This window comes from Candidatus Poribacteria bacterium, from assembly GCA_021295755.1.
In the GTDB taxonomy this organism is placed as follows: Bacteria; Poribacteria; WGA-4E; order WGA-4E; family PCPOR2b; genus PCPOR2b.
This window is the reverse complement of record JAGWBT010000150.1, coordinates 1-24,575: the sequence shown is the minus strand read 5'-3', so window position 1 is coordinate 24,575 and position 24,575 is coordinate 1. Positions and strand designations below refer to the sequence as shown.

Here is a 24,575-nt window from a genome sequence, read left to right as displayed (position 1 = left end):
CATACGGCGGATTTCCTACCACTGCATCAAATCCGGGATTATCCTTCTCCCGTCCGTATCTATCCCGAAACACCTCCGGAAACTCAATTTCCCAATGAAAAAACCGCTCTTCCACCGCTATCGCCTGCGCCCGCTGATAGGAAAGCAGGTTATCGAGGGCATCGGTGTCTCTGGCACGGAGCGCATTCAGTGCCTGATGATAGGTCGCACGGGATACATTATTGCCAAAGTAAACGCTCGTCCAGAGATTCGCCACCCCTTTGTGAAAGCGGAGCATCTGTTGGGCGATGTCTAACTGGTGTTCCTTTGCGTGGATTTGGTCGGCGGTGCGGCTCTCCATCTCCTCAATCAGTAGATAGTGTCCGATGGCTCTGGCAACTGTGTCGGTGAAGGGGAAAGCCATCGTAATCTCTGTCTGGGATTGGCTTGTGTTGCGGCGGCTTCTCCTCAGTTCTGGCAGGTTCGATAAACTCTCAATTTTCGCACCGATCAGGGAATTGCCGCATCGGATGTGGTGGTCGAGGAACGAGAGAGGTTCGCCCTTTGCCACCGTGTGGAGCCAGAGGGAGAGTTTCGCCAACTCTACCGCCATCGGGTTGAGATCAACGCCGTAGACGCAGGACTCGACAACGCGCCGCCGCCAATAGGCAAGTTCCGTTTCCTCACTTGCGATTTCGGTCATGTGTAGCGCGTCCGGGTGGGTAATCAGCTCTTCGGCGAGGTAATCGACAACGCCGACGAGGAAATGGCCGCTCCCTGTGGCGGGGTCAAGGATTTTGAGCGATAGGATTTCATCGACGGTTTTGCCCTCACAGAGCGGCGCGAGCGTGTTTTGGACGATGTAGCGGACGATATAATCGGGGGTGTAGTAGCTCCCGGTCGCTTTCCGCTCCCCTTTGTCGGTCAGGAGATAGACCGCTCCCTCTTGATAGGCGACCTCCTGATCGGGAGAGGATTTTGGTTCGACCATCTCGCTCCCTCTGCTTGAAACGATGACCAGATCTTGGTCAGCAATTTGGGGCTGGTATTCGAGCAAGCCCTCGTAGATATCTCCCAGATGGCGTACATCAAGGTCACGGTAAGTGATGCGATCGCCCGCTTCCGTCCGTGTTAGGAGTTCGATAACTTGTGCGAGTGTATCATCGCCAATCTCATAACCTTCGAGAAATGGATGTTGTTGCGGATTGAAAAGTCCGCCGTTATATTGTGGGATGTGACCTTCCCATCCATCGTTAATAAGCGTAAATAGTTCTTTGAGTCGTGTCCAATAGAGGCTTACTCCCGGCGCGGGGGTGATACCGCCCTCCAGTTTGTCGTGGATGTCGGTCGCCAGATGGTCGAGGCTATACTGCATTGCATAATCGTGATTGTCAAGGGGTAGCAGATCACGACTTTCGGCGTAGACGGTAAACAGGATACGGTACAGCAGAATCAGGCAGTTGGTCTGAATCTCATCGAGCGGTGGATCAGTTTCTTCAAAATGGTTGCGGTGGAAATTGAGGAAGCCACCAATGAGCAGGCGTAGCGCATCGTAGACACGGTTTTTCAAATCGTCAGAAACGCCGACGGTGTATTGTTGGCTCTCCCCCAAGACGTGATCGAGGAAGCATATCCCGCTCGGATCGGGGATGAAGGCGTCTCGTCGAAAGAGGTTATAGAAGTAGCGAAAAGAATCTAAGCCTCCGTTTTCGGAGAGCAGTGCAGCGAGATCTACCTCATAGAAGCTATCGAGCCGGTAACTGGTTTGACGGTGGTAGAGTCGCCATTGCCTACCATTGGTCAAGATGCCCCAGTCTTTATCCGCACCGCGCAGATAGAAGTCAATTTGGTAGTTTGGATTTTGATTGTTGAACGGGTCCCCCTCATCCTGCGCTTTTCGATCCAGATTGCGTGACCACTTCTTTGCATCACCAACAGCGAGGGCAGTGTTGATAAATTGGTTAGTTCTGAGGTGAGGTTGGGCCGCATTGAGGGCCTCCGCCGATGAGAAGAAGGCGTAATCGGGTGCTTTGGTTCCCTGCGCTGTGTGGAGCGCGGGCTGCACCTCGAAAACGTGTCCTAACTTTCTTAGGAGTGGTCGAATGAATCCCTCTTCGGTTTGTGCCTCGTTGAGGTGTTCTGCGTTAGGTACGACAGCATCGAAGAGTTCCTTGATTGCGACGTAGTCCGCTTCGATGTCGGGGGTATCCGCCCACTGCGGTTGATCGGCGATGAGGGAATCGAGGTAGTAGTTTGAAAAGAGGGATTGATTTTTAACGGCGTTGGGTAGTTGGTTCATTGGATTGATAAATAGTTGTCTGAATCAGGATTTTCAGGTTGAGCGTAGGGCGTGTTGACATTTGAAAATTGAGCCAATTTTGATGACCTTCGGACGCATTACCCCAGCGATTTAAGACAAATGGAACGGAGAGCTCCGTTCCCTACGAAATATACGCGCTTCTATGTACCGGTGGGGACCATCGTAGTGAACAACGATCGTTGTTCACTACAACNNGATTCATCGGGGATTCAAGGATTTACAGGTGCTTGCCTCCCGATCTTATCGGGGATAGAAACGATGAAGTCCTATATCCCACTGATGGGGCGCAGATGTTCATAGCAATCCAGCAGGAGCAACCTGAGAAAACATCCCTATAGATGGTTATGGCATACGGAGGTTACGGCGGACGGAGTATGCCTATTACTATAACGCAAGTTGCTAGGGCGTGTTGACATTTTGAAGCTGCTCATTCGGTAAACGCTGTAATCATCAGCCAATCTGACAAATGTAGCGCAAACTGTATGAGGTTTCAGAAAATAATTCGGTAATGCTATATTTTCCCCAGGCCCGGTAGGTGCGGTTTGCAACCGCACCGGGCATCGCTCGGAAATTACCGAATTAATAAATTAATCTTCAATTTAGTTTGCAGACTGGGATCACAATCTAACAGATCGGGGTACAAAAGGAGATTGTAGGTCGAGATTCATATCTCGACAAAATACACAGCGTGTCGCGCCACAATCTTGGCTCAATCAACTGAAACATCCTAGGTGTTGTCGATTTTGGAAAATCGACCTACAGCAGTTTGAAAGCGTCCCTGGTCTCCCCGATGGAATCGGGACAGGCGGAACGGACTCTGACGCGTGACCAAAGGGTTGGCAGACCCAATCCCTACGAAGGATCACGCGTTTGTGCACCCTCTTGATTGTCTGATTGCGATGAAATGTCAACAGAACCTAGCAACTTAGGTTATTATAACACAGGTTACGGCATACGAAGTATGCCTACCACTATATTATACCAGAGGCGTAGGGGTGGATAAAAGCAAATTTCCTAGACGCAAATCAATTGTCCATTCCCGAGGGATCGTTGCTCCCTTATGACGAAATAATCTGTCAGTTTTTTCTATTTTGCGGTTCTTGCCATAAAGCCTAGTTTTTGGTATACTATAAATCAATTGCCAATTCATTGATCAAGGACTTTTCTTGAACTTATTTTTCTGTTGACTACGCTTGTACCAAGGTCAACAATGGTGCGAAGATGCTCATTCTGCCGATGGGTAGATAAACTATATCCGAAGGAGATTTTATATGGCTAGGAAGCAAGAAGATGAAGCAAAACAGGATAATATAAAAGAAGTGGAAGAAACAGAAGAAACGGTAGAGGAAGAGGAGACGGAGAGTTCTTCTTTAAACGATGAAGAGACACAAGACATTATAGAAGAAGTGGAGGAGGATCATTTGGAGTTCCTACATGATGGTAACAATATGAGTTTTTATCAGGCTAACAAGGCATACTATGAAGATCGAAACTACGAAGAAGCCATCGCAGAATTCCAAGCTGCAATTGAATATGAAAAATCACATCCCTCAGATCCCCCAAATGCAGAGGAATCGGAGGATTCGGAGGACCCAACCGAGCCGCCGCCACCGAATGACATCCTTGCCAAATCAATGTACTGGATGGGCGAGGCTTATCTCAAATTGAACCAAATAAATCAAGCCCTTGAAACATTTGGGCAGTTATCAAAGCACCATAGTCTGCATTATCTTGCGCCAGCGGCACAGCGGCGAATCGCCTCGCTGACACTCGATAAAGAAAGTGGGTCCGCATAATGGATAAGATTATTGATCTACGAAGTGATACTGTGACCAAGCCGACCAATAAGATGCGTGAAGCGATGATGAACGCAGAGGTAGGTGACGACTGCTACGGGGAAGACCCAAGCATCCATCGTTTGGAAGCGTTGGCGGCTGAAAAGATTGGCAAAGCAGCAGCGATGTACGTGCCGACAGGGACGATGGGGAATACCGCTGCTATCATGACACACACCCGCGCCGGCGACTATGCGATCATGGATGCCGAGTGCCATATCTACTACTATGAACACGGAAATCTGTCCTCATTAGCAGGGATTATGCCGATTGTGATGAACAGCGCGGATGGCGTTCCTGATCTTGATGAGGTAGAGGCTTATCTGCAACGTGATCCCGCCAAATTTCCAAAGACCAGCTTAATCTGTTTGGAGAATACACACAATCGTCGTGGGGGACGCGCTATTCCGTTGGATCGGATGAGCGCGGTTCACGAACTGGCACAGCAGTATGGGGTCCCCGTCCACTTGGACGGCGCCCGCATTTTCAACGCTGCCCATGCGTTGGGCGTTGAGGCTCGTGAAGTCGCAAGCCGTGTCGATTCCGTTATGTTCTGTCTCTCTAAGGGACTGTGCGCTCCTGTTGGGTCGATGCTCGCTGGGGAGGAAGACTTTATCCAAGAAGCACGCCGCGCTCGGAAACGACTCGGTGGTGCGATGCGGCAGTCGGGAGTGCTTGCTGCGGCTGGCATTGTCGCGCTGTCAGAGATGCCGGATCGACTCGGCGAAGACCACGCGAACGCTAAACTCCTCGCAAAAGCGTTGTCCCAATTCGACGAATTAGCCCTGAACCCAGAGGATGTGCATTCCAACATGGTTTTTGTCAATACAAAGCCGCTAGGAATCTCTGCAGCGGACTTTGCAGACCGCGTTCTGCAACACAATATTAAGGTTTCTGTTTACGGACCGATGACCGTCCGAATGGTGGCAAATCACGATGCGAGTCGTGAGGATGTACTGTATGCCGCGGAAGCGTTGGTGGACCTGATTAAATCTCTAGGGCACTAAAACACAACAACAAGGAAACGGGAGAATTGTTTTAGATTAGAAGGGTAGAAGGATGGGGCAATACCGGAAACAATCCATCTTCCCTCTTGGTTCAAAAGGCGTTAGGGATGAATATTCACGACAGCGGATATAAGAAACTATTCTCAAATCGAACCATCTTTCGACAACTCCTTGAAACCTTCGTCAACCAAGAATGGGTCCATTCTCTCGATTTCGACAAGTGTGAACCCCTCGATAAATCTTTTATCTCCGAACACTACAAAGAGACCGAGAGCGACTTAATCTACAAAGTCCAGTTTCACAACCGCGAAGTCTATATTTACATCTTGATTGAATTTCAATCCACTGTAGAGCCGTTTATGGCGTTACGGGTGCTGAACTACATCACCAACTTCTACATGGATTTTCTCGTCAATAACAGCGATGTCGAAAAATTGCCGGCAGTCTTTCCAATCGTGCTGTACAATGGAAGCGCGCCGTGGACGGCACCGGTCAATCTTTCGGCGTTAATTGAGCAGAACCCGCCACTCGGTGCATTTGCATTAGATTTTCAGTATTTTCTGATTGCTGAGAACGAATATAGTCAGGAGGCGTTGTTAAAGATCCGAAACATCGTATCGACGTTGTTTTTAGCAGAATCGCATTATGATTTAGAGGTGCTGGAAGCGGAGCTGCTGAATCTATTTTCGTCGGAGACGGATAGACAAGCAGTCAGTCTGTTCTTAAACTGGTTTAGGCAGTTGGCCTTCCACGGACGAATTGAATCTGACGATTATCAGTCATTGGAGTCCATTTATCAGAACGAAGAGGAGGTGAAGACGATGTTAGTCACAGCGTTAGAGAGAGAAAGACAGCGTTTTTTTCAAGCAGGAAGGGCTGCGTGAGGGTGAGCAGAAAGGACTGCGTGAGGGTGAGCAGAAAGGACTGCGTGAGGGTGAGCAGAAAGGCCGCATTGAAACCGCAAAGGCGATGCTTGCCAAAGGAATGGAGATGACACTTATCTCTGAAATCACAAACCTGCCAGAAGCACAACTCTTGCAGTTGAAAGACGATCTCTCTTCAGTGAAAAAATAAAAACAGTGATAAAGGAATTAGGAACACAATGGAAACTTCCATAGATGTCTTGAAACAGAAAGCCAATAATCTACGCATCCATTCACTCGTATCAACATCAGAGGCCGGATCCGGGCATCCGACAACGTGCTTGTCCGCAGCGGATATTATCTCGGCATTGTTTTTCCGCGCGATGCGGTACGACCCCACAGATGCACGTAACTCAAACAATGATCGTTTCATCCTGTCGAAAGGGCACGCTGCCCCGGTACTCTACGCCGCATGGGCGGAGGCGGGAATCATCTCCGTCGAAGATCAACTAACACTCCGTGAAATTGACAGCGACCTTGAGGGGCATCCCACGCCGCGTTTGGAATGGGTCGATGTCGCCACGGGATCGCTAGGACAGGGATTGTCGATCGGTGTTGGGATGGCTCTCAACGGCAAATATCTAGACCAGTCAGATTACCGCGTTTACGTCCTGATGGGCGATGGAGAGACTGCGGAAGGCAGCGTTTGGGAGGCAGTCGCGCTTGCGGCACACCGCAACCTGAATAATCTGATTGGCATCGTTGATGTCAACGGCATGGGACAGAGCGAACCGACAATGTACGGGTTTGATATTGATTCCTACTGTCGGCGGTTTGAGGCGTTTGGTTGGCAGGCAATTGGAATTGATGGACACAATTTTGACGAGATTCTATCTGCATTAGATAAAGCGAAGTCCACCGAGGATCAGCCGACGATGATTGTGGCGAAAACTTTTAAGGGCAAGGGGGTATCCTCCCTTGAAAACAAGGCTGGCTGGCACGGTAAAGCGATTCCCAAGGGTGAACCGTTGGATGACGCTCTGAAAGAACTGGGGCCTTTAAGTAAAGACGGGAACTTTCGGATTGAAGCAGCCCCTGCAACTGCTGTCGTTGAACCACAAATTCAGGAGATGACAACCCCTGAATATCAACTGGGCGAAGAAGCAGCGACCCGCAGCGGCTACGGCTCTGGACTCGCCAAATTGGGCGATGCGAATCCACTGGTTGTTGCGGTGGATGGCGATGTCAAAAATTCCACCTACGCCGAGCAGTTCATGGAGAAACACAGCGATCGCTATTTTGAAATGTTCATCGCCGAACAGAATCTTGTTGGTACGGGGATTGGACTAGCAAAGTGCGGTAAGATTCCATTCGTCTCGACCTTCGCAGCGTTCTTCACTCGCGCGTGTGATCACATTCGGATGTCTGCGATCTCTCAGACGAACATAAAGTACGCAGGTTCGCACTGCGGTGTTTCGGTCGGTGAAGATGGTCCCTCTCAGATGGGACTGGAAGATCTCGCTATGTTTCGGGCACTCCCCGGATCGGTTGTGCTGTATCCAAGCGATGCCGTCGCGGCGGAACGTTTGGTCGAGCAAGCTGCGGTGCATCAGGGCATCGTCTATATTCGGACCTCCCGTCCGCCGACACCAACAATCTATACAAACGCCGAGGATTTTCCAATTGGAGGTAGCAAGGTACTCCGATCTAGCGACGACGATCAGGTCACTGTTATTGCAGCGGGAGTCACGCTTCACGAAGCGTTGAAGGCGTATGAAACACTGAAAGCGGATGGTATCTCCATCCGTGTCATCGATCTCTATTCGGTCAAGCCGATTGACGCAAACACAGTTCTCGACGCAGCCGCTGCCACCAACAACACGCTCGTAACGGTTGAAGATCACTACCCGGAGGGTGGACTTAACGATGCGGTATTAGATGCGGTCGCCCCCAGAGGGGTCACGGTTCACAAGCTCGCTGTCAACGGGCTGCCGAGATCGGGCAAGGCGGATGAACTTCTGGAAGCACACGGCATCAGCGCAGGAGCAATCGTCCGAAAAGTGAAGGAGATTGTCTGAAAGTAAAACGTAAGGCGTGAAACGTAATTATGGTGAATTCTAAAAATAAATAGACACTTTCGCCCCCTGGTAGGTGCGGTTTCTAACCGCACCGGTTTGGAGTGTCTCATTAATTCTAAAATCTACTATAGTTCATTGGTTCATTGGTGCGATTGGGCTAGGAAGTTCAACCTATGGGGGCCTAAAAAAAAGGTGCAAGGATAAAGAGAAACCGAGTTTTTGTCAAAAACTCGGTTTCTGTTGCACGATTTTTTAACATGGGCTAACACATTAGACCTGTGGAGACCAACTATCTTGTCCGATCAATGCCCGCATCAGCAAAGGCGCGCGATAATGTTTCATAGGATAGGGTTGCTGCCGCGAGTGGGTCATAGTCTTCGCGAGCTTGCACCATAAAACTGACCTCGGCGGTGATGAACCCGTCGTAGCCGTGCTGCTCCATCAGTTTCAGATAGTTCGCGTAGTCGAACGGACCTTCGCCGGGGATGAGAAACTCGAAATCGGGGGCGAGTCCACGCTGATCTTTGACGTGCGTATGGGCAGAATGTGGCGCTAGGGCAGCGACGCTCTCCTCGGTGGGTATACCGATGATATCGAAGTGGCTGATGTCAAAGTTAACCTTAAGATAGGGGGAACCGACGAGGTCGAGGAGTTCAAGGACTTTATCGGGCGTATCGATCAGACCGCCGATGTGGGGTTCCATTGCAACGGTCACTCCGAGCGTTTGGGTATATTCAACGAGTTCTCCGATCCGCTCAGCGAGGAACTGTTTTTGGCTGTCCCATTCTTCCGGTTGACCGCCTGATGTTGTGTTGATTGCCGGTAGGCTATCTCCCTGAGCGAGTTCAACACCGAGATCCGCTGCACCTTTCAGTCGCCACATGTTTTGTGCGTGTGCTTCGGGATCGGTTTCCATCAAACTTGAATGCGCGGCGATTGCCGGTAGTGCCAAGTTGTGTTGTTTCAACAGTCCCGCAATTCGCTTGCGTTCGGCGGCGTCGAGGGTACTCAATTCGGTGATGAAACGGGGGCCGACCGCTAGTTCCATCCCATCAAATCCGAGTTGTGCGATATGGGGAATTGCGACATCAATGGGGACGGTGGGCATTCCCCAAGTGCTATAACCGAGGTTCATGCAAACATTCCTTCTTTTGTTAGATTTCTGATTAGATAGGGTTGCTACAATTTAAGCTGCCACATGTCGCCCCACTGGGGCTTTAGGTGGTAATTTGGGTTATTATAAAACAGTTAGGGTATACCATACAAGTTAAAAAGAGATACAGTTTCCCCCTCATCTTGCAAGATGGGGATTCTACTGCGACGATTAGATGAAGGCAAATTGACTAAAAAACGGAGGAATTATATGGCTGCGGAAAATTGGATACCGGTTGGACCAGATTTAGAGACGATTCGGGCAAATTGTGCAGACCCACTCTACGCGTTGTCTCAGGCGGAGATGCCGGCCATTATGTTTCGAGGGGCTTACGATACGGATCAATGTACCCCGCTGATTGAGCGATTCTATAACATGGGACTGGCACGCAACCCCGAAGATGATGTATACGGTGGGGACGAGCGGGTGAGAACCGACATCGGCACGAGCCTAGGGATTCGAGGGAAGGATCAAGAGCATTTCTTTCAGCATTCGGACGCCACGCATCATCTGTTCAAATTCCTGTTTGATGGGTTCGATAATCCGGTAGATCTCATCTACAATGCGCTATCGGATCTTGCACCGGACAAACAGGTCAGGACAGCCTACGAGCCAGATGGTCGTCGCTATGGTCCCGCGATTTTTCGCATCCATTACCACACCCAACTCTATCATCCGCACATTGACAGTGTGCGGCTGCGAGAGGCACGGACTGATTACGCCGTATACCGTTTTGATCACCAGTTTGCGGGTGTGCTGTGCTTGCAAAATGCGGATGAATTTGATGCAGGTACGCAGGCGATCCTGCACCGATGTTTGTGGACGGAGGAGGTGCAGCCTTATATCGTTGAGAACACTTTTCACCAGTATGCTGCTGAAAACGGTATTGAGAAATGTCGGGTTGAACTTGAGCCGGGCGATCTGTATTTCTTCAACACCCGTTGCATCCACGAAGTTCCCCCGGTCCAAGGGAACAATCCTCGCATCGTTCTAGCGGTGTTCATCGGCTATTCTGCGGACGATGATGAGATTTTTGTGTGGTCGTGATCATAAAAAAAACCATATAGCCTCAACAAGGCTATATGGCGGATTAATGCGGCTCACTGGATTTTGAGTCCAGCGCGTCTACCGATTTCACCACTCCGGCAAAAGCGTCCCTAATTTTAGCATATCTCGCTTAAAAGAATCAAGGTAAAATCGGGAAATTTAGGGTTATTTAGCGAGGTGTCGGGATTCGGAGATCCCTCCTACAGTAAGCTAAGTGGCGTGATACATAATACGTGATGTGTAATATGCAAGGTAGGAGTTACGGAGCGCGTTCATAAGTCCCCCTGATAAGGGGGATTTAGGGGGTTAAAAATAAAAAATCTACCCCGTGTGCCAAATTTGCGTAAGTCCTGAAGAAAAAGAAATCCCCTGCTCACGCATTCATTGTTATGATGTAATGGCTAGCTTGTGGATAGAATCTCCAACTTGAATCTTTCCCGCTTCAATTGTCCGTATAAACAGTCCGCGGAGTCGTTGAGATTTATAGATCTCTCCGTTGACAAATTCAAGTGCATCTTTGCCGTACCGGCGTTGGAACTTTTGACAACCGGTATGTGGGACATCTGTAACTTCAAAAGTAGCCGTGCCGATTTGTAATTGAGTACCAGCGGGGAGATTCTCCTCACTTAAATCAAAATCGATGAGTAAATTATCGCCGGCAAGGGGCATCCGTGTATCGTCACCGGCGATTATCCTCAGGAACCGAGAATTCATCACAGATATTTGGGCGCCCGGATTGGGACTGTTTGGTCGTGCCCAGCGATCTCCTTCGAGTCCTCCATCGGGACTAACATCGGCTGCTTGGGGGGTTGCCCGCTGTTCGTCGGGCAGGCGAAGGACAATATATTCAAGGACACCAAGGTCTTGGGGGCTTTGCGCTAACTGATCCATTTGAGCTTCGATTTGAGCTGCTGATAAACGCTGGATTGCCATCTGTTCCTCCGTAGTATGGACTGATGCAATTTTTGAGTGCTGGAACTCTCTATCGTTGCAAAGTGTGTCTTATAATTGTAGTATAGAATAAGAGAAATTGAAAGGAAAAAGAGTTCGCCCTCATCCTCAGGGATTGTCTATAAATATTTCGGCTGCTACCCTTTTAGCTTGACTGAACTAATTGGAGTTATGTAGAATTTACCTTTTGAAAGGTGGGATTTAATTTGTTAGTTCGTATATGCTTACTCCTGCTTGCTCTCCCTTTTATGATATTTGCGTGTGGGGCCTTACAGGATCAACCGACGATCGATCAGTATAATCAATTCGCAATTAAATCCGCTGAGTTGCAGCTTTGGAATGAAGCGATTTTCCGCTGGCAGCATATTTTAAAGATTGAACCGCAAAATGCGAAGGTGCACAACAATTTGGGTGTTGCTTACGAAGCCGCGGGCAAGATCGACGAAGCAATTAAAGCGTATGAACGCGCGACAGAATTAGAACCTGACAATAAGTTCTATCGCTTCAACTACAGGAAATGCCGGATGCAAGTCCAGCGCAATCGCGTGAAGTCGCCACCCGCGGAGAAAGCAGATCCGCCAGATCAACCCCAACCAGATCAGGACTCAGAGCAAACCGAATCGTAGGCTGAATCAATGAACCAAAATCAACAAATCAACAAATCAATCCAAATTCAGATTCCGTTCCGCCTGTCCCGATACATCGGAGGAAGCTCACTCATCATTACGATGCTGCCGATGCTTTTATGCTTGGGAGTGTATTGGGGTTGTGCATCCGCGGTAACGCGGGTCCCTATCAAAATCCAGGTTGAATCCACAATTGATGTTACCAAGTATTCAGGCTTTGCTGTGTTGCCGTTTATCGAAGCGAAGGGTTCAGGGAGGCAGCGGATAGTATCTTCCGACGACACAGGGGGGGAGATTGCCTCCTTGATGCGAATTGGATTGGGACGGAATCAAAACTTGGACGTTGTTAGCACACAGGATACGCTGCGGCTATTTAATGATGAAACGGTTGATGAGGATCTGTTAGTCGATGTGTCAGAGTTGGTACGTATTGGAGAATATTTTGAAGTTGATGCGGTCATCGTTGGCAGCTATGACTTTTTTACGAGGAGCCAGCCGAGACGCTATTATGGGGAACGTTATTCGAGAAGTCTTCAGAGGTATGTCACCGATTATCAGGATTACCTTGAAAAGACCTACATTCTCTCGTTGAGGGTTGTAATTGCTAGTGTGGACACAGAGGAAATTATACAGGATGATACCTATGAACGGCGTGCGTTCCAAGCCCATAGCGTTAGTTCATTCTTGATCTCAGAAGTCGCGCCGCATCAGGGTGTTCTAAAGAGTTTAGCGCGACAAGCGATTTCGGAGTTCACCCAACAAGTTTCACCGCACTACGAACAAGAGGAAAGGTTTTTGGTAAGATGATGAAAACCGATCGCGGATACCACAAATTGAAAACGCAACGTTCTGAAAATGAGAGATTTTTGTCTCGTTTTCTCGTTTTCTCGTTTTCTCGTCGTCCCGTTTTCTGTCTTTCTCTCCTATTTGTTTCTTCGCTGCTTTTCCTTTCGGTTGGCAGCGGTTGGGCGCAAGGTTTTGGTAAGAATAAGGTCACAGACCAAGATTTTGATTGGCTGATTCACCGGACAGAGCATTTTGACATCCATTATTATCCGGGTGAAGAGCAGCTAGTCTCAATCATGGCGGACATCGTCGAAGAGGCTTACGAAAAACATAGCGAGGATTTTGAGCACGAACTTAAAGATCGGACGCCGCTCATCTTATATCAATCACATAAAGATTTTCAAGAAACCAACATTACGCTGGCTGAAGAACTCTTTAAGCGACGCATGGTTATCCCTTTTACCGGCTCAATGTCTGCATTTCGTGAAGTCATCTTTCACGAACTGGTTCATATTTTTCAGTACGACATCATCTATCAGAAACCCGCTGGGCGTTTTTACAGCGGTGAGTTTCTGTATAGCCCTCCAATCTGGTTTATGGAGGGAACAGCGGACTACTTCGGCAACGATAATGATGCCGTTGGAGAGATGGTACTACGAGATGCGAGCATCGCGAATCAGGTGGTTCCGCTGACACGACTTCAGGATTTTCGCATACTCGGATCGCAGGTATTCTTGGGATATAAGATGGGGCAGTCCGCCATCGCATATTTTGTCGAGACGTATGGACGGGATAAGGTTGGGCAGGTAATGCAGGAGCTGCGCCATATCCGGACCAAAGATCTCAACCAAGCCTTCCAAAACGTGATTGGCGTTAGTCTTGAACAGTTCGATAAAGATTGGCGTTTGACGGTGCAAAAGAAGTATTGGCCCATGATTGAGCACAAGGATATGCCAGACTCGATCGCCAAGAACCTGACAGAGAAATCGCGCTATTCGCATAACGTGAAACCGATCTGGTCTCCTAGTGGTGACCTTATCGCCTATGTCACAGGCAACGATGGATTTAGTGAGATTGTCCTTGCATCTGCTAGGGACGGCAGCCGCTTAGAGCGCATCAGTAAAGATTTTTTTGGGAGTAAATATGAAGAGATTCGGAGCGGTGGCAGTGGGCTAGCTTGGTCTCCGGATGGCGACCGTATCGCCTTCATCGCCAAGTACCGCGAATCGGAGTATCTGCTTGAAGTGAACATCATTAGTAAGCGATTGAAACGCCGAATCAAACTCGATTTCGACGCTGCTGGTTCGCCGAGCTATGATGGCAGCGGCGAGCGGATTGTTTTTTCTGCGCTAAGTGGAGGTCAGACCGACCTGTTTATTATAAACCTAGCGACAGAGGAGTTGATCCGTCTGACAAACGATTCCTTTGACGATGGTAATCCCTCATGGCATCCAACGAAGGAAGAGATTGCCTATGCTTCGGAGCGCGGGGGTAAGTACAGGCTGATTATCATTGACGTCAGCAGCCGGACATCACGGCAGTTACCGCATGGCGAGCATAATGCGGCTGGTCCCCGCTGGGCACCGGGCGGTGAGGAGCTGCTTTTTTGTGCGGATATAGGTGGCGTCTATGACCTGTGCACCATGCGATCGGACGGCACAGACCTGACGCGTTTGACTAATATTATTACCGGCTGTTTTAACCCAAGTTTTTCACCCGACCGTAAGCGCATCCTGTTTGGTGCTTACGAATCGGGGAAGCAGGATGTGTATATCATGGAGGCAGAGAAGGCACGTAATGAAAAGATTGAGATACCAACTTCTGAGTCTGAACCTGCCCAATTTGTCGGGACTGCGGAGAGGAAACAGCGTCGCATCGGGCACCGGAAATACGGCACGAAAATTGGCTTAGATGCTATCTTCACCAACTTCAGCCTCGGTGCTGATGGTTTGCTGCGCAATTCGACAGAACTTGTTGCAAGTGATATGATGGGGAACCATCGTCTAGGGTTGAGTGTCCAGAATCAATCAGGATTTCTTGCTCCGGATTTCATTGCCCGGTACGGTTCTCTTGCGCGTCGTGCGGATTTCGGGGCATCTCTCTTTAACTTTCATGAATATCATCTGTTGGGGACAACCCGGAATCGTCGTCGCGTCTCACAACGTTTAACGGGACTTGCCGGCTCTGTTATGTATCCGTTTAATCGGTATCGTCGCATGGAGTTACAGTTCTTGACGTATTCTACCCCTTACGCTTTCAGATTCGAGACGGAACGCGAAGATAATCGTGGGCTTCTAATGCTTGGTACAATTTCCCTCGTTAGCGACACGACGCGATGGCAGATATTTGGGCCGCAAAGCGGTACCCGCTATAATCTCACCGTTGAAAAGTCATATCGTGCGACTGGCAGTGACCTTGAATTGACCAATCTCATTTTTGACCTCCGCCGCTATTTCAAGCTTGGCAGACGTTCGACCTTTGCAGCCCGTTTGCTGCTCGGTGGAAGTTTCGCAAGAGACAAGTCGCTGTTCTATCTCGGTGGCATTGACACGCTACGTGGCTATAGTTATGAAGAACTGATTGGGACGCGGATGGGGCTGTTGAACTTCGAACTTCGGATTCCGTTTATAGACGAACTTCGTTTCGGTTGGCCCTTTTCGTGGGCGATTGGCGGCATTCGAGGGATTGTCTTCGCTGACTTTGGAACGACATGGTCAGACGAGGAGTTCAACTCTAAAAACCCCTACCGCTTGCTCTGGCGCGACGGCAATCGGGTTCGCCTTGATGATGTAAAAGGCTCAATTGGCCTTGGGCTTCGATTGCAGCTTGGCTTTTTCTCTCTCGATTTTGACGTGGCGCGCCGCACCGATTTGGCTAGTATCGATCCAGATACGACGTTCCACTTCGGTTTGGGTCAGGCGTTTTAGCCCAGAAATTCACTGATTTATCACATGCTAGACACTTTAGCTTACCCTTAATTAAGGAAGGATGTATGCAACCAAACTTGAATCGATTCATTATTGTTGCTGTTGTTTTGGTGGTAATCATTGGCGTGGGTGCAATCTTCGTCAAAATCTACCCTGACCTGCTCTGGTTTAATATGGTCGGTTACCTCGCCATCTACAAGAAAGTGCTACTGACAAAAATAGGGCTGGGGATTGCCGTCGGTGGTTTCTTTCTTGCTGTGACCCTCATCAATCTCTATCTCCTGTATCGCTTTACCCCACCTCGGTTGAGTCCAACACTTGTCGAATCGATCCCGCTTGAAGGCATGCCCGATTTTAACCTTCGGAAAGCTGTGTATGTAGTACTAACACTCTTGGCAATTGGAGGGAGTATTGTGGGTGGGTATGCCTCGACAGACTACTGGGAGCAATTTCTCCGCTATTCAAATGCTAGCAATCTTTCCTTCCAAGCCGCGACATCGCTTGATGCGCCAGCAAATCGAGATGCGACAGATGTTCTCATTTCTGAATTGGAGTATAGTGCGAAAGGGTTTAAAGTAGGAGATGAAATTACAATCGAAGAAGGGGATAGCAGTCATACAGCACAAATCCGGTCCATCAGTCCGGGTGGGGATGGGAGCGTTAGAGTTGCACTAAACCAAGGGCTAAGTTTCGATGCAACCGAAGACGCGGCTTTGGTTGCAGCCGCCCGTGATCCAATTTTCAATAAGAATGTCAGCTACTATGTTTTTCGGATGCCCTTGGAACGCTTGATCTGCGGCTACCTATTCGGTCTGTTCATGTTGGTTACCCTTTTTACGGGGGTACTTTACTTTTTTCACGGGTTACTTATTAATGAGGATAACCGCTTCTCCCCGCCGAAGCGTGTCAAGACACATCTGTTCATCCTGATTGGGTTGACGCTGCTGTTTCGTGCATGGAATTACCAGTTTGTGATGTACGACCTACTCTACACCACCAACGATGTTGTTCGAGGTGGTGGCGGCTACGCAGCGATACAGGCACGGCTGCCTGTGTTATGGATACTGCTCGCGCTTACCGTTGCTTGCGCGTTGATTTTCTTCATCAGTATTTTCTTACGGCGTATCTCTTTCGCTGTTGGGAGTATCATTGTTCTCCTGCTTGTTGCCTTTATGGGACAAGCCTATCCCCGTATCGTTCAAAATCTGAAAGTTGAACCGAGTAAACAGGACCTTGAGCGAGAATATATCAACTATAACATCAGGGCAACACTGCATGCGTATGATCTGGAGGATAGCACCGTGACTGAGACGGAATATCCTTTGACGGGAGAGTTGTCTTATGACAACATCACGGGGCAAGAGAACGCGGCAGTGATTAATAGTATCCGTCTTTGGGATTGGCGACCACTGCGACGGACTTTCCGCCAGTTGCAGGAGTTGCGTTCACAATACGATTTTGCTGACGTAGATATTGACCGTTACCTGATGCAGAGTGGTGAACCCCGACAGGTAATGCTTTCTGGTCGTGAATTGAATATTAACGATTTGCCGCGTGAAGTGAGTCGGGACTGGTTTAAGCGCACTTACGTGTACACGCACGGCTATGGAGCGGTGATGAGTCCTGTGGATGAAGTTCTGGACGGGAAGCCGAAGATGTACATTCGGGATATGGACCCAATTAATTACGAACCTGAATGGACATATCGGTTTGACGACAATCCGGGTCCTCGAATTTACTACGGTGAGCGCACCAACCACTATGTCATTGTCCATCCAGACCGGTCAGAGGGTCTTGAGTTTGATTACCCCGAAACGTTTGGACAAGATTTTGCCAAATACTCGTACCAAGGACTGGGCGGTGTCGATCTTTCTTCGTTTATCCGAAAATTTGCCTACATGCTGAAATTCAATAATGCACTCAATTTCATCTTGCCCGGCGAAATCCGATCAACCAGTCGCGTCCTTTACAATCGAAACATAAAGGAGCGTGTCAGCCAAATCGCTCCGTTCCTGAAATATGATCTCGATCCTTACCTTGTCATCCACGACGGTCGGTTGATCTGGGTGATTGATGCGTATACAACGACCGCGCGTTACCCCTATTCCGCACCAATGCAGGACACCATCCGCAGCACCATTGCGGAACGGGGTGGTAGACGTGCTGCTGGACGTATTGTCGGCGGAGAGAGGCCGTGGGGGAACTATATCCGCAACGCTGCCAAGGTCACGATCGATGCCTACGATGGCAGCGTGAACTTCTATCTGATGGAGCAGGAGCAAGATCCCGTTGCGGAGTGTTATCGTCGTATCTTCCCGGATTTATTCAAACCGTTCGATGCGATGCCCGAAAATCTCAAATCGCATATCCGATACCCGACCACGATGTTCCTCATTCAAGCGCGGATGTATCAAGATTATCATATGAAAGATCCGATTACCTTCTACGCGAGTGAGGATCAGTGGCAAATCGGGGAGGAACTGTACGATAACACCGAGCGTCCCCGTCCCCCACAAACCCCGCAACCGCCAAGCCCATTCACACGCACCCAGCAACTGCCGGATACGGTTACGAATGTGCAAGAGGTTGCGCCGTACTATGTAGTCGTCAAAATACCGGGCGAGGAACGTGCGGAATTTGTCTTGATGCTCCCGTTCACGCCGAAAAATAAGCCGAACCTCACCGCTTGGATCGCTGCGAGATGCGATTTACCACAGTATGGACAACTCCTTGTCTATCGCTTCCCGAAGGGAAAACTTGCTCCCGGACCGATGCAGGTGGAAAACTTCATCACGCAAGAACCTGAAATTTCCCAGCAAATTAGCTTGTGGAATACGCAAGGTTCAAGCGTCCTACGTGGCAACCTACTCATCATTCCGATGAATGAGGCGATCCTCTACGTTGAGCCGATTTACATCCAAGCGGAGAATGAAGACACTGCGATTCCTGAATTGCGACGCGTTGTTGTCGGCTATAAGGAGAATGTCGCATGGGGCGCGAGCCTCGATGAGGCATTGATTAACATGTTCGGCAAGCGGTTGGAGGTCGCGTTGACGCAAGATGCCCCTTCCGTTACTGAAGCCGCTGAAGGGGTGAGTGCAGCCGCTTCGCTATCTCTTTCGACGCTGGCAAAACAGGCGAGAGAACAATTTGAGGCAGCACAGGAGGCGCAACGCGCGGGGAATTGGGCGGAATATGGACATTACCTTAATCTGCTCGAAGCGACCTTGAAGCAGCTTGAGGCGGACGTGGAGTGAAACGTGATTCGTAATGGACAAGATGAGAGAACGCGTGTGAGATAGCGTCGGAGCGTGTGTTTCGACCCACAGCCTCGCTTTCACTTTCTTACCTATTGTTTTCACTCTGGTTCATTCGTTTATTAATGAACCAATGTACTAATGAACTAATGAACTAACGAAGGAGGTGAATTAAATGGGACTCGATTGGAAACCACGTCATCGGGATATGCTTATTGGCGGATACTGGTGGTTGGCGCGGGTTACGGATAAGGCGCGCGCTAAATTGAACGGTACTATCGGTGAGTACATCTACCCGTGACCGCAGGACAAAAAGTTCCTGGAGGAACACAAGCTAGATGCTGACGAGTTTGTTGAGATGGTGAAAAGCAGCCCGTCAGACGACGATATGATCGCCGCAATGCAAAAACTTAGTCGATAAGTATCGAAAAAAATGGGTAGGGGAGCAGGCAGCGATTTGCCCCCGATACTTTGGGATTTCGCTGCGCTCAACCTGCTCTGAACTCCAACGATATATCTCAAAATTGACAACTCAAAACGGAGAACCAATCGCAATGAAAAAGATACCCCTGTTTACTTTTATCCTATCGTTAGTCTCTGCGCTATTTCTATCAAGCAGCTTCGCGCAAGAGAATCCGCAGTGGCATCTGCCCGACGGTGCCACTGCGCGATTTGGGAAAGGCTGGATATCTGCGCTTGAATATTCGCCTGACGGCACCCGGCTCGCGGTCGGCAGTCCTATCGGTATCTGGCTCTACGATACGACAACTCTTCAAGAGGTTGATCTGCTCACCGGGCACACGGAAACAGTCTCTACTATCGCATATTCTTCGGATGGGAGTATACTCGCCAGTGGAAGTTACGATGATACCATCCAGCTATGGGATACCGCAACGGGTGAGAGTATCAATACTCTGACTGGGCATGAGGACGCGGACGGAAAAACCCTCGTCAGTGGGAGCTACGACGATACCGTTCGCCTGTGGGATGTTGACACCGGCGAAAACACCAACACCCTTACCGAACATGAAGATTGGGTCTCTAGCGTCGCGTTCAGTCTCAATGGGGATATGGTTGCCAGCGGGAGTTGGGACCAGACCGTTCGCCTGTGGGATGTTGACACCGGTGAGAACATCGGAACTCTTACCGGACACACGTCTCTCATCCAAACGGTCGCTTTCGGTTGGGGAGGTACACTCGCAAGCGGAGATTTTGACTCGATGATTCATTTGTGGAATGTTAAAACAGGCGAGAAAATCAGAACTCTCACCGGGCATACTTCAACTATCTACGAGGTCGTCTTTTCTTCGGATGGGGGCATACTAGCAAGTGCGAGTGAGGATGATACTATCCGCGTGTGGAATGCTGTCACAGGCGAGACAGTCAAAACTTTTACCGAACACACGGCTGATGCCTATAGAGTTGCGTTTAGCCCGGATGGCAACACCCTCGCTAGTGGGAGTGGGGATTGACACCGGCGAAAACACCAATACCCTTACCGGGCATGAGAGTAGGGTCTTGAGCGTCGCTTTCGGTCCCGGTGACCGCACACTCGTTGGTCGGAGTTGGGATCAAACTATTCGTGTCTGGAATACCGAAACAGGGGAGCGCCAGCACTATCTCGTGGGGCATACGGACGATGTGGATATTGTTGTTTTCAGCCCGGATGGTCGCACAATCGCCAGCGGCAGTCAGGACAGTACCGTTCGCCTATGGGACGCTGAGACCGGAGGACATCTGAAAACTCTCGTCGCACATTGGGCTTATATTATAACCATCGCTTTCAGTCCCGACGGCACAACCCTCGCAAGTGGCAGCGAAGACGATACTGTCCGTTTGTGGGATGGCGCCACTGGGGAACGTTTGGGAACTATCTACGGACATGAAGCGGGCGTCGAGACTCTCGCTTTCAGTCCCGATGGTACAACCGTTGCAAGTGGGAGTCGAGACTCCGCCGTTGTGCTGTGGGATGTTGAGACTGAGGATTTCCTGAACGTGTTCTTGGGCCACTCGGGACATGTGCTAACCGTTACTTTCAATCCCAAAGGCACAATCCTCGCAAGTGCGGGGTGGGACAATACCATCCGCTTGTGGGATGTCACCACCGGTGAAGAGATGACCACCATTCAAGCAAGTGACTATGGCGTAGATAGTATTATTGAGAGCGTTGCTTTCAGTCCCGATGGAAAGACTCTTGCAGCCGGAGGATGGGGTAATACGGTTGGCTTGTGGGATGTTGCAACAAGTGAGCATATCGAAACTTTTTCCGGACACGCCTCTAGGGTTGAGAGCGTTGCCTTTAACTCCGATGGCACAGTCCTCGCCAGTGGAAGTCGGGACGGCACGGTGTTGCTATGGGATGTTCCACAGCCACCGCCGGAGCCAGTGGAGCCACCGCCCCCACTCGTCGAGGATGTTAATGGGAATGGAGTCGTCAACATCTTGGATGTAGCACTAGTTGGCTTGCGTTTGGGACAGACAGGCGAAAATGATGCCGATGTCAACGGGGATGGCGTTGTGGATATTGCGGACTTGGTTCAGGTTGCTGGTGCTATCGCCAACGCGGCAGCAGCACCTTCGGTACATCCTATAGCACTAGCGAACCTTACCCCTGCGGATATTGAGGAGTGGCTTATCCAAGCACAGGCGTTAGATTTCACGGATGTCCGCTCACAAAGGGGAATCCTTTTCCTTGAACAGCTTCTTGCAGCGTTGGCTCCGGAAGAGACAGCACTCTTACCTAACTTTCCCAACCCGTTTAATCCAGAGACGTGGATCCCCTATCAACTCGCCAACGATGCTGATGTGACCCTCACAGTCTATGACATAAACGGTGCACCAGTGCGACAATTTGATTTGGGACATCAGTCCGCGGGATTCTATAACACTCGGACAAAAGCAGCCTATTGGGATGGACGCAACGAAACCGGTGAATCGGTTGCAAGCGGGGTCTATTTCTACCAACTCCAAACAGGCGATTATACTGACTTACGGCGGATGGTTATTCTTAAGTAGGGACACTAATTGGCGAAAGAATCCGGGTTTTTCTAAAGAACTCGGATTCTGGATCTAAGCCACCTTTCGCTCATTTGCTGTGTATCTGGCAATCCGCAAAACTGATAATCAAAAAGGAGAATCAATTTCAATGAAAAGGACAGGGTTTTTTAGCCTTACTTTATTATTACTCTCTGCTCTATTTCTATCAAACAGCTTCGCCCAAGAAAATCCGCAGTGGCACCTGCCCGAAGATGCGATTGCGCGATTCGGTAAAGGATGGATAGCTGGACTTCAGTATTCGCCTGACGGCAGCCGGCTCGCAGTCGCTACCGCTATCGGTATTTGGCTCTACGATACGGCAACCCTTCAAGAGGTTGACCTGCTTACCGGGCAGACCGCAATATATGAGTCTGAGACGTATTCGCCTTCTATCATGGCGTATTCCCCGGTTGAGGATATACTTGCCAGTGGGGGTTGGGACCAAGTCATTCGGTTGTGGGATACCACTACAGGTGAGGACATCAAAACCTTGACTGGGCATGACAGTGGTATCCGAAGCCTTGCTTTTAGCCCGGATGGAAAGATTCTCGCAAGTGGAAGTTATGACGATACTGTCCGCCTGTGGGATGTTGACACCGGCGAGACCGTTCACCTCCTCGACAAACATACAGATCGGGTCAACAGTGTTGCTTTTAGCCCAAATGGAGATATAGTCGCTAGTGGAAGTTGGGACCAAACTGTTCGTTTGTGGAGCGTTGAGACCGGCGAGAACATCAGAACTATTACCGGACATACGTCTCTCGTCCGGGCGGTTGCTTTCAGTCCAGATGGGGATATGGTCGCAAGCGGAGACTACGACGCAATGATCCACCTGTGGGATGTTGATACAGGTGACCTCATTAAAACTCTCACCGGACATACCTCCATTATTTATGGACTCACTTTTTCGGATGAGGGTATACTGGCAAGCGCGAGTGAGGATGATACCATTCGCCTGTGGGATGTTGACACCGGTGTGGCCGTTCACACGCTGACCGAACATACGGCTGATGTCTATAGAGTCGCGTTTAGCCCGGATGGGCGCACCCTCGCAAGTGGCGCGTGGGATGCTTCTTTCCGCTTGTGGGATGTTGACACCGGTGAGAACACCGAAACTGTCACAGGGTTCGCGGACGTTGTTCTGAACGTTGCTTTCAGTCCGGAGGGGCGCGTACTCATCGGTCGGAGTTGGGACAGCACCATCCGCTTGTGGAATACCGAGACAGGAGAGCGCGAGCACTTCCTCTTTGGACATACAGACGATGTAGATATTGTTGCTTTTAGTCCCGATGGGCGCACACTTGCTAGTGGCAGTCAGGACGATACCGTCCGGTTGTGGGACGTTGATACCGGTGCACACCTGAAAACGCTCGTCGGGCATAGGGCTTATATCATAAGCGTCGCTTTTAGTCCCGATGGCAGCATGGTAGCAAGCGGAAGCGAGGACGATAACATCCGCTTGTGGGATGTCGCCACCGGAGCGCGGTTGAGAACTCTCAGTGGACATACCACCGGTGTCGAGAGTATCGCTTTCAGTTCCGATGGAAAAATCCTCGCAAGTGGAAGTCGAGATAGTACCATTCGTCTGTGGGATGTTGACACAGGGGAATCTCTACACGTGCTTGAGGGGCATCGCTATCATGTCCTGACCGTTGCTTTCAGTCCTGATGACAAGATCCTCGCGAGCGGAGGATGGGACAGTGTCGTTCGCCTGTGGGATGTTGACACCGGTGAGGAGGTAGAAGCCATTGATAGGGAGTCGTGGGGCGTCGAAAGTGTCGATTTCAGTCCCGATGGGAAGATTCTCGCAATCGGGGCGTGGGACAATACGGTCAGTCTGTGGGATGCCACCACTGCTGAACCATTGAAAACCCTCGTCGGGCATTCTTCTAGCGTTGAGACCGTTGCCTTCAGTTCCGATGGAAAAACCCTTGTCAGTGGGAGTTGGGATGGTACGGTGCTTCTGTGGGATGCAACACTTCCATCGCCGCCCGAGGAACCACCACCTGTCGTCGAGGAGGACCCGCCAGTTGAGGATGTCAACGGAAATGGGGTGGTCAATATCTTGGATTTAGCTCTGGTCGGATTACAGTTGGGACAGACAGGCGAAAATGATGCCGATGTCAATGGGGACGGCGTTGTGGACATTGCTGACTTGGTTCAGGTCGCTGGCGCGATAGGCAATACGACTGCCGCACCTGCTGGACATCCCTTGGCACTGACCAATCTGACCCCCGCCGATGTCGAGGGTTGGCTCACCCAAGCAAAAGGATTGGATCTTACGGATATAAATACCCAAAAGGGAATTCTTTTCCTTGAACAACTCCTTGCATCACTAGTTCCGCAAGAGACAGCACTTTTGCATAACTACCCCAACCCGTTTAACCCGGAGACGTGGATTCCTTATCAACTCGCTAACGATGCCAACGTGACACTTACGGTTTATGATACGAAAGGCACACCGGTGCGCCAACTCGATTTGGGGTATCAGCCCGCAGGGTTCTACACCGGTCGGACGAAGGCCGCCTATTGGGACGGGCGCAACGAAATCGGCGAATCGGTCGCAAGTGGGGTCTATTTTTATCAGCTCCAAGCGGGTGATTATACCGACTTACGACGCATGGTCATTCTTAAATAGTATCAAATGACCCTATGATGGTTGTAACCCTGATGAATAGGGGGTTTCAGCCATCACTGATGAGCGGGTTGA

14 protein-coding genes and 1 pseudogene are annotated in these 24,575 nt (G+C 49.9%); 12 read left to right on the top strand and 3 right to left on the bottom strand.

From position 1 onward, the window contains the following. A partial coding sequence (locus J4G02_19050; GenBank protein ID MCE2396635.1) for an N-6 DNA methylase occupies positions 1–2,278 on the bottom strand: 2,278 nt, incomplete at its 3' end. 1,292 nt (positions 2,279–3,570) lie between these two features. Between J4G02_19050 and J4G02_19045 the strand changes: the two genes are divergently transcribed. From J4G02_19045 to J4G02_19030, 4 genes are all read left to right on the top strand, one after another. After that, on the top strand, positions 3,571–4,095 hold the full coding sequence (locus tag J4G02_19045; protein MCE2396634.1) for a tetratricopeptide repeat protein: 525 nt from the start codon (positions 3,571–3,573) through the stop codon (positions 4,093–4,095). Continuing rightward, positions 4,095–5,141 (top strand): aminotransferase class I/II-fold pyridoxal phosphate-dependent enzyme, encoded by a 1,047-nt coding sequence (locus J4G02_19040; protein MCE2396633.1) that lies wholly within the window; start codon positions 4,095–4,097, stop codon positions 5,139–5,141. The genes J4G02_19045 and J4G02_19040 overlap by 1 nt, the downstream gene beginning before the upstream one ends. Before the next feature lie 107 nt (positions 5,142–5,248). After that, complete coding sequence (locus J4G02_19035) at positions 5,249–6,025, top strand: Rpn family recombination-promoting nuclease/putative transposase (GenBank protein ID MCE2396632.1); 777 nt, start codon at positions 5,249–5,251, stop codon at positions 6,023–6,025. Between the two features lie 218 nt (positions 6,026–6,243). Continuing rightward, a complete protein-coding gene (locus J4G02_19030; protein ID MCE2396631.1) occupies positions 6,244–8,082 on the top strand; it encodes a transketolase in 1,839 nt (612 codons plus the stop codon). A gap of 289 nt (positions 8,083–8,371) precedes the next feature. Here the strand turns inward: J4G02_19030 and J4G02_19025 are convergent, their stop codons facing one another. Then, positions 8,372–9,217 carry a sugar phosphate isomerase/epimerase gene (locus tag J4G02_19025; protein ID MCE2396630.1) on the bottom strand — a complete coding sequence of 282 codons (846 nt, stop codon included), beginning with the start codon at positions 9,215–9,217 and terminating at the stop codon, positions 8,372–8,374. A 228-nt stretch (positions 9,218–9,445) separates the two neighbouring features. Between J4G02_19025 and J4G02_19020 the strand changes: the two genes are divergently transcribed. Then, positions 9,446–10,282, top strand: a complete 837-nt coding sequence (locus J4G02_19020; GenBank protein MCE2396629.1) for a hypothetical protein — start codon at positions 9,446–9,448, stop codon at positions 10,280–10,282. A gap of 387 nt (positions 10,283–10,669) precedes the next feature. Here the strand turns inward: J4G02_19020 and J4G02_19015 are convergent, their stop codons facing one another. Beyond that, the gene (locus J4G02_19015; GenBank protein MCE2396628.1) at positions 10,670–11,215 is read right to left on the bottom strand and encodes an MOSC domain-containing protein; all 546 of its coding nucleotides are present in this window, start codon (positions 11,213–11,215) and stop codon (positions 10,670–10,672) included. Between the two features lie 266 nt (positions 11,216–11,481). On the opposite strand from J4G02_19015, the gene J4G02_19010 reads away from it, so the two are divergent. The 7 genes and pseudogenes from J4G02_19010 to J4G02_18980 all read left to right on the top strand — a co-directional run bounded on the left by J4G02_19010 (position 11,482) and on the right by J4G02_18980 (position 24,503). Continuing rightward, positions 11,482–11,859, top strand: coding sequence for a tetratricopeptide repeat protein (locus tag J4G02_19010; GenBank protein MCE2396627.1), 378 nt, complete (start codon positions 11,482–11,484; stop codon positions 11,857–11,859). Between the two features lie 9 nt (positions 11,860–11,868). Continuing rightward, a complete protein-coding gene (locus J4G02_19005; protein ID MCE2396626.1) occupies positions 11,869–12,666 on the top strand; it encodes a hypothetical protein in 798 nt (265 codons plus the stop codon). Then, entirely contained in the window at positions 12,663–15,572 is a 2,910-nt protein-coding gene (locus tag J4G02_19000) for a BamA/TamA family outer membrane protein (protein MCE2396625.1), read from the top strand. The genes J4G02_19005 and J4G02_19000 overlap by 4 nt, the downstream gene beginning before the upstream one ends. A gap of 65 nt (positions 15,573–15,637) precedes the next feature. Beyond that, the gene (locus J4G02_18995) at positions 15,638–18,829 is read left to right on the top strand and encodes a UPF0182 family protein (GenBank protein ID MCE2396624.1); all 3,192 of its coding nucleotides are present in this window, start codon (positions 15,638–15,640) and stop codon (positions 18,827–18,829) included. Between the two features lie 175 nt (positions 18,830–19,004). After that, a complete protein-coding gene (locus J4G02_18990; GenBank protein MCE2396623.1) occupies positions 19,005–19,130 on the top strand; it encodes a DUF5069 domain-containing protein in 126 nt (41 codons plus the stop codon). Between the two features lie 253 nt (positions 19,131–19,383). After that, positions 19,384–21,844: pseudogene (locus J4G02_18985) on the top strand (PD40 domain-containing protein). Positions 21,845–21,974: 130 nt separating this feature from the next. Then, positions 21,975–24,503 carry a T9SS type A sorting domain-containing protein gene (locus J4G02_18980; GenBank protein ID MCE2396622.1) on the top strand — a complete coding sequence of 843 codons (2,529 nt, stop codon included), beginning with the start codon at positions 21,975–21,977 and terminating at the stop codon, positions 24,501–24,503. Positions 24,504–24,575 lie beyond the last annotated feature (72 nt).

Coding starts and splice junctions, on each gene's coding strand:
- J4G02_19005 (MCE2396626.1), top strand. CDS start 11,869: ATGAACCAAAATCAACAAATCAACAAATCAATCCAAATTCAGATTCCG.
- J4G02_18995 (MCE2396624.1), top strand. CDS start 15,638: ATGCAACCAAACTTGAATCGATTCATTATTGTTGCTGTTGTTTTGGTG.
- J4G02_19010 (MCE2396627.1), top strand. CDS start 11,482: ATGATATTTGCGTGTGGGGCCTTACAGGATCAACCGACGATCGATCAG.
- J4G02_18980 (MCE2396622.1), top strand. CDS start 21,975: ATGAAAAGGACAGGGTTTTTTAGCCTTACTTTATTATTACTCTCTGCT.
- J4G02_19030 (MCE2396631.1), top strand. CDS start 6,244: ATGGAAACTTCCATAGATGTCTTGAAACAGAAAGCCAATAATCTACGC.
- J4G02_19025 (MCE2396630.1), bottom strand. CDS start 9,217: ATGAACCTCGGTTATAGCACTTGGGGAATGCCCACCGTCCCCATTGAT.
- J4G02_19020 (MCE2396629.1), top strand. CDS start 9,446: ATGGCTGCGGAAAATTGGATACCGGTTGGACCAGATTTAGAGACGATT.
- J4G02_19045 (MCE2396634.1), top strand. CDS start 3,571: ATGGCTAGGAAGCAAGAAGATGAAGCAAAACAGGATAATATAAAAGAA.
- J4G02_19000 (MCE2396625.1), top strand. CDS start 12,663: ATGATGAAAACCGATCGCGGATACCACAAATTGAAAACGCAACGTTCT.
- J4G02_18990 (MCE2396623.1), top strand. CDS start 19,005: ATGGGACTCGATTGGAAACCACGTCATCGGGATATGCTTATTGGCGGA.
- J4G02_19015 (MCE2396628.1), bottom strand. CDS start 11,215: ATGGCAATCCAGCGTTTATCAGCAGCTCAAATCGAAGCTCAAATGGAT.
- J4G02_19035 (MCE2396632.1), top strand. CDS start 5,249: ATGAATATTCACGACAGCGGATATAAGAAACTATTCTCAAATCGAACC.
- J4G02_19040 (MCE2396633.1), top strand. CDS start 4,095: ATGGATAAGATTATTGATCTACGAAGTGATACTGTGACCAAGCCGACC.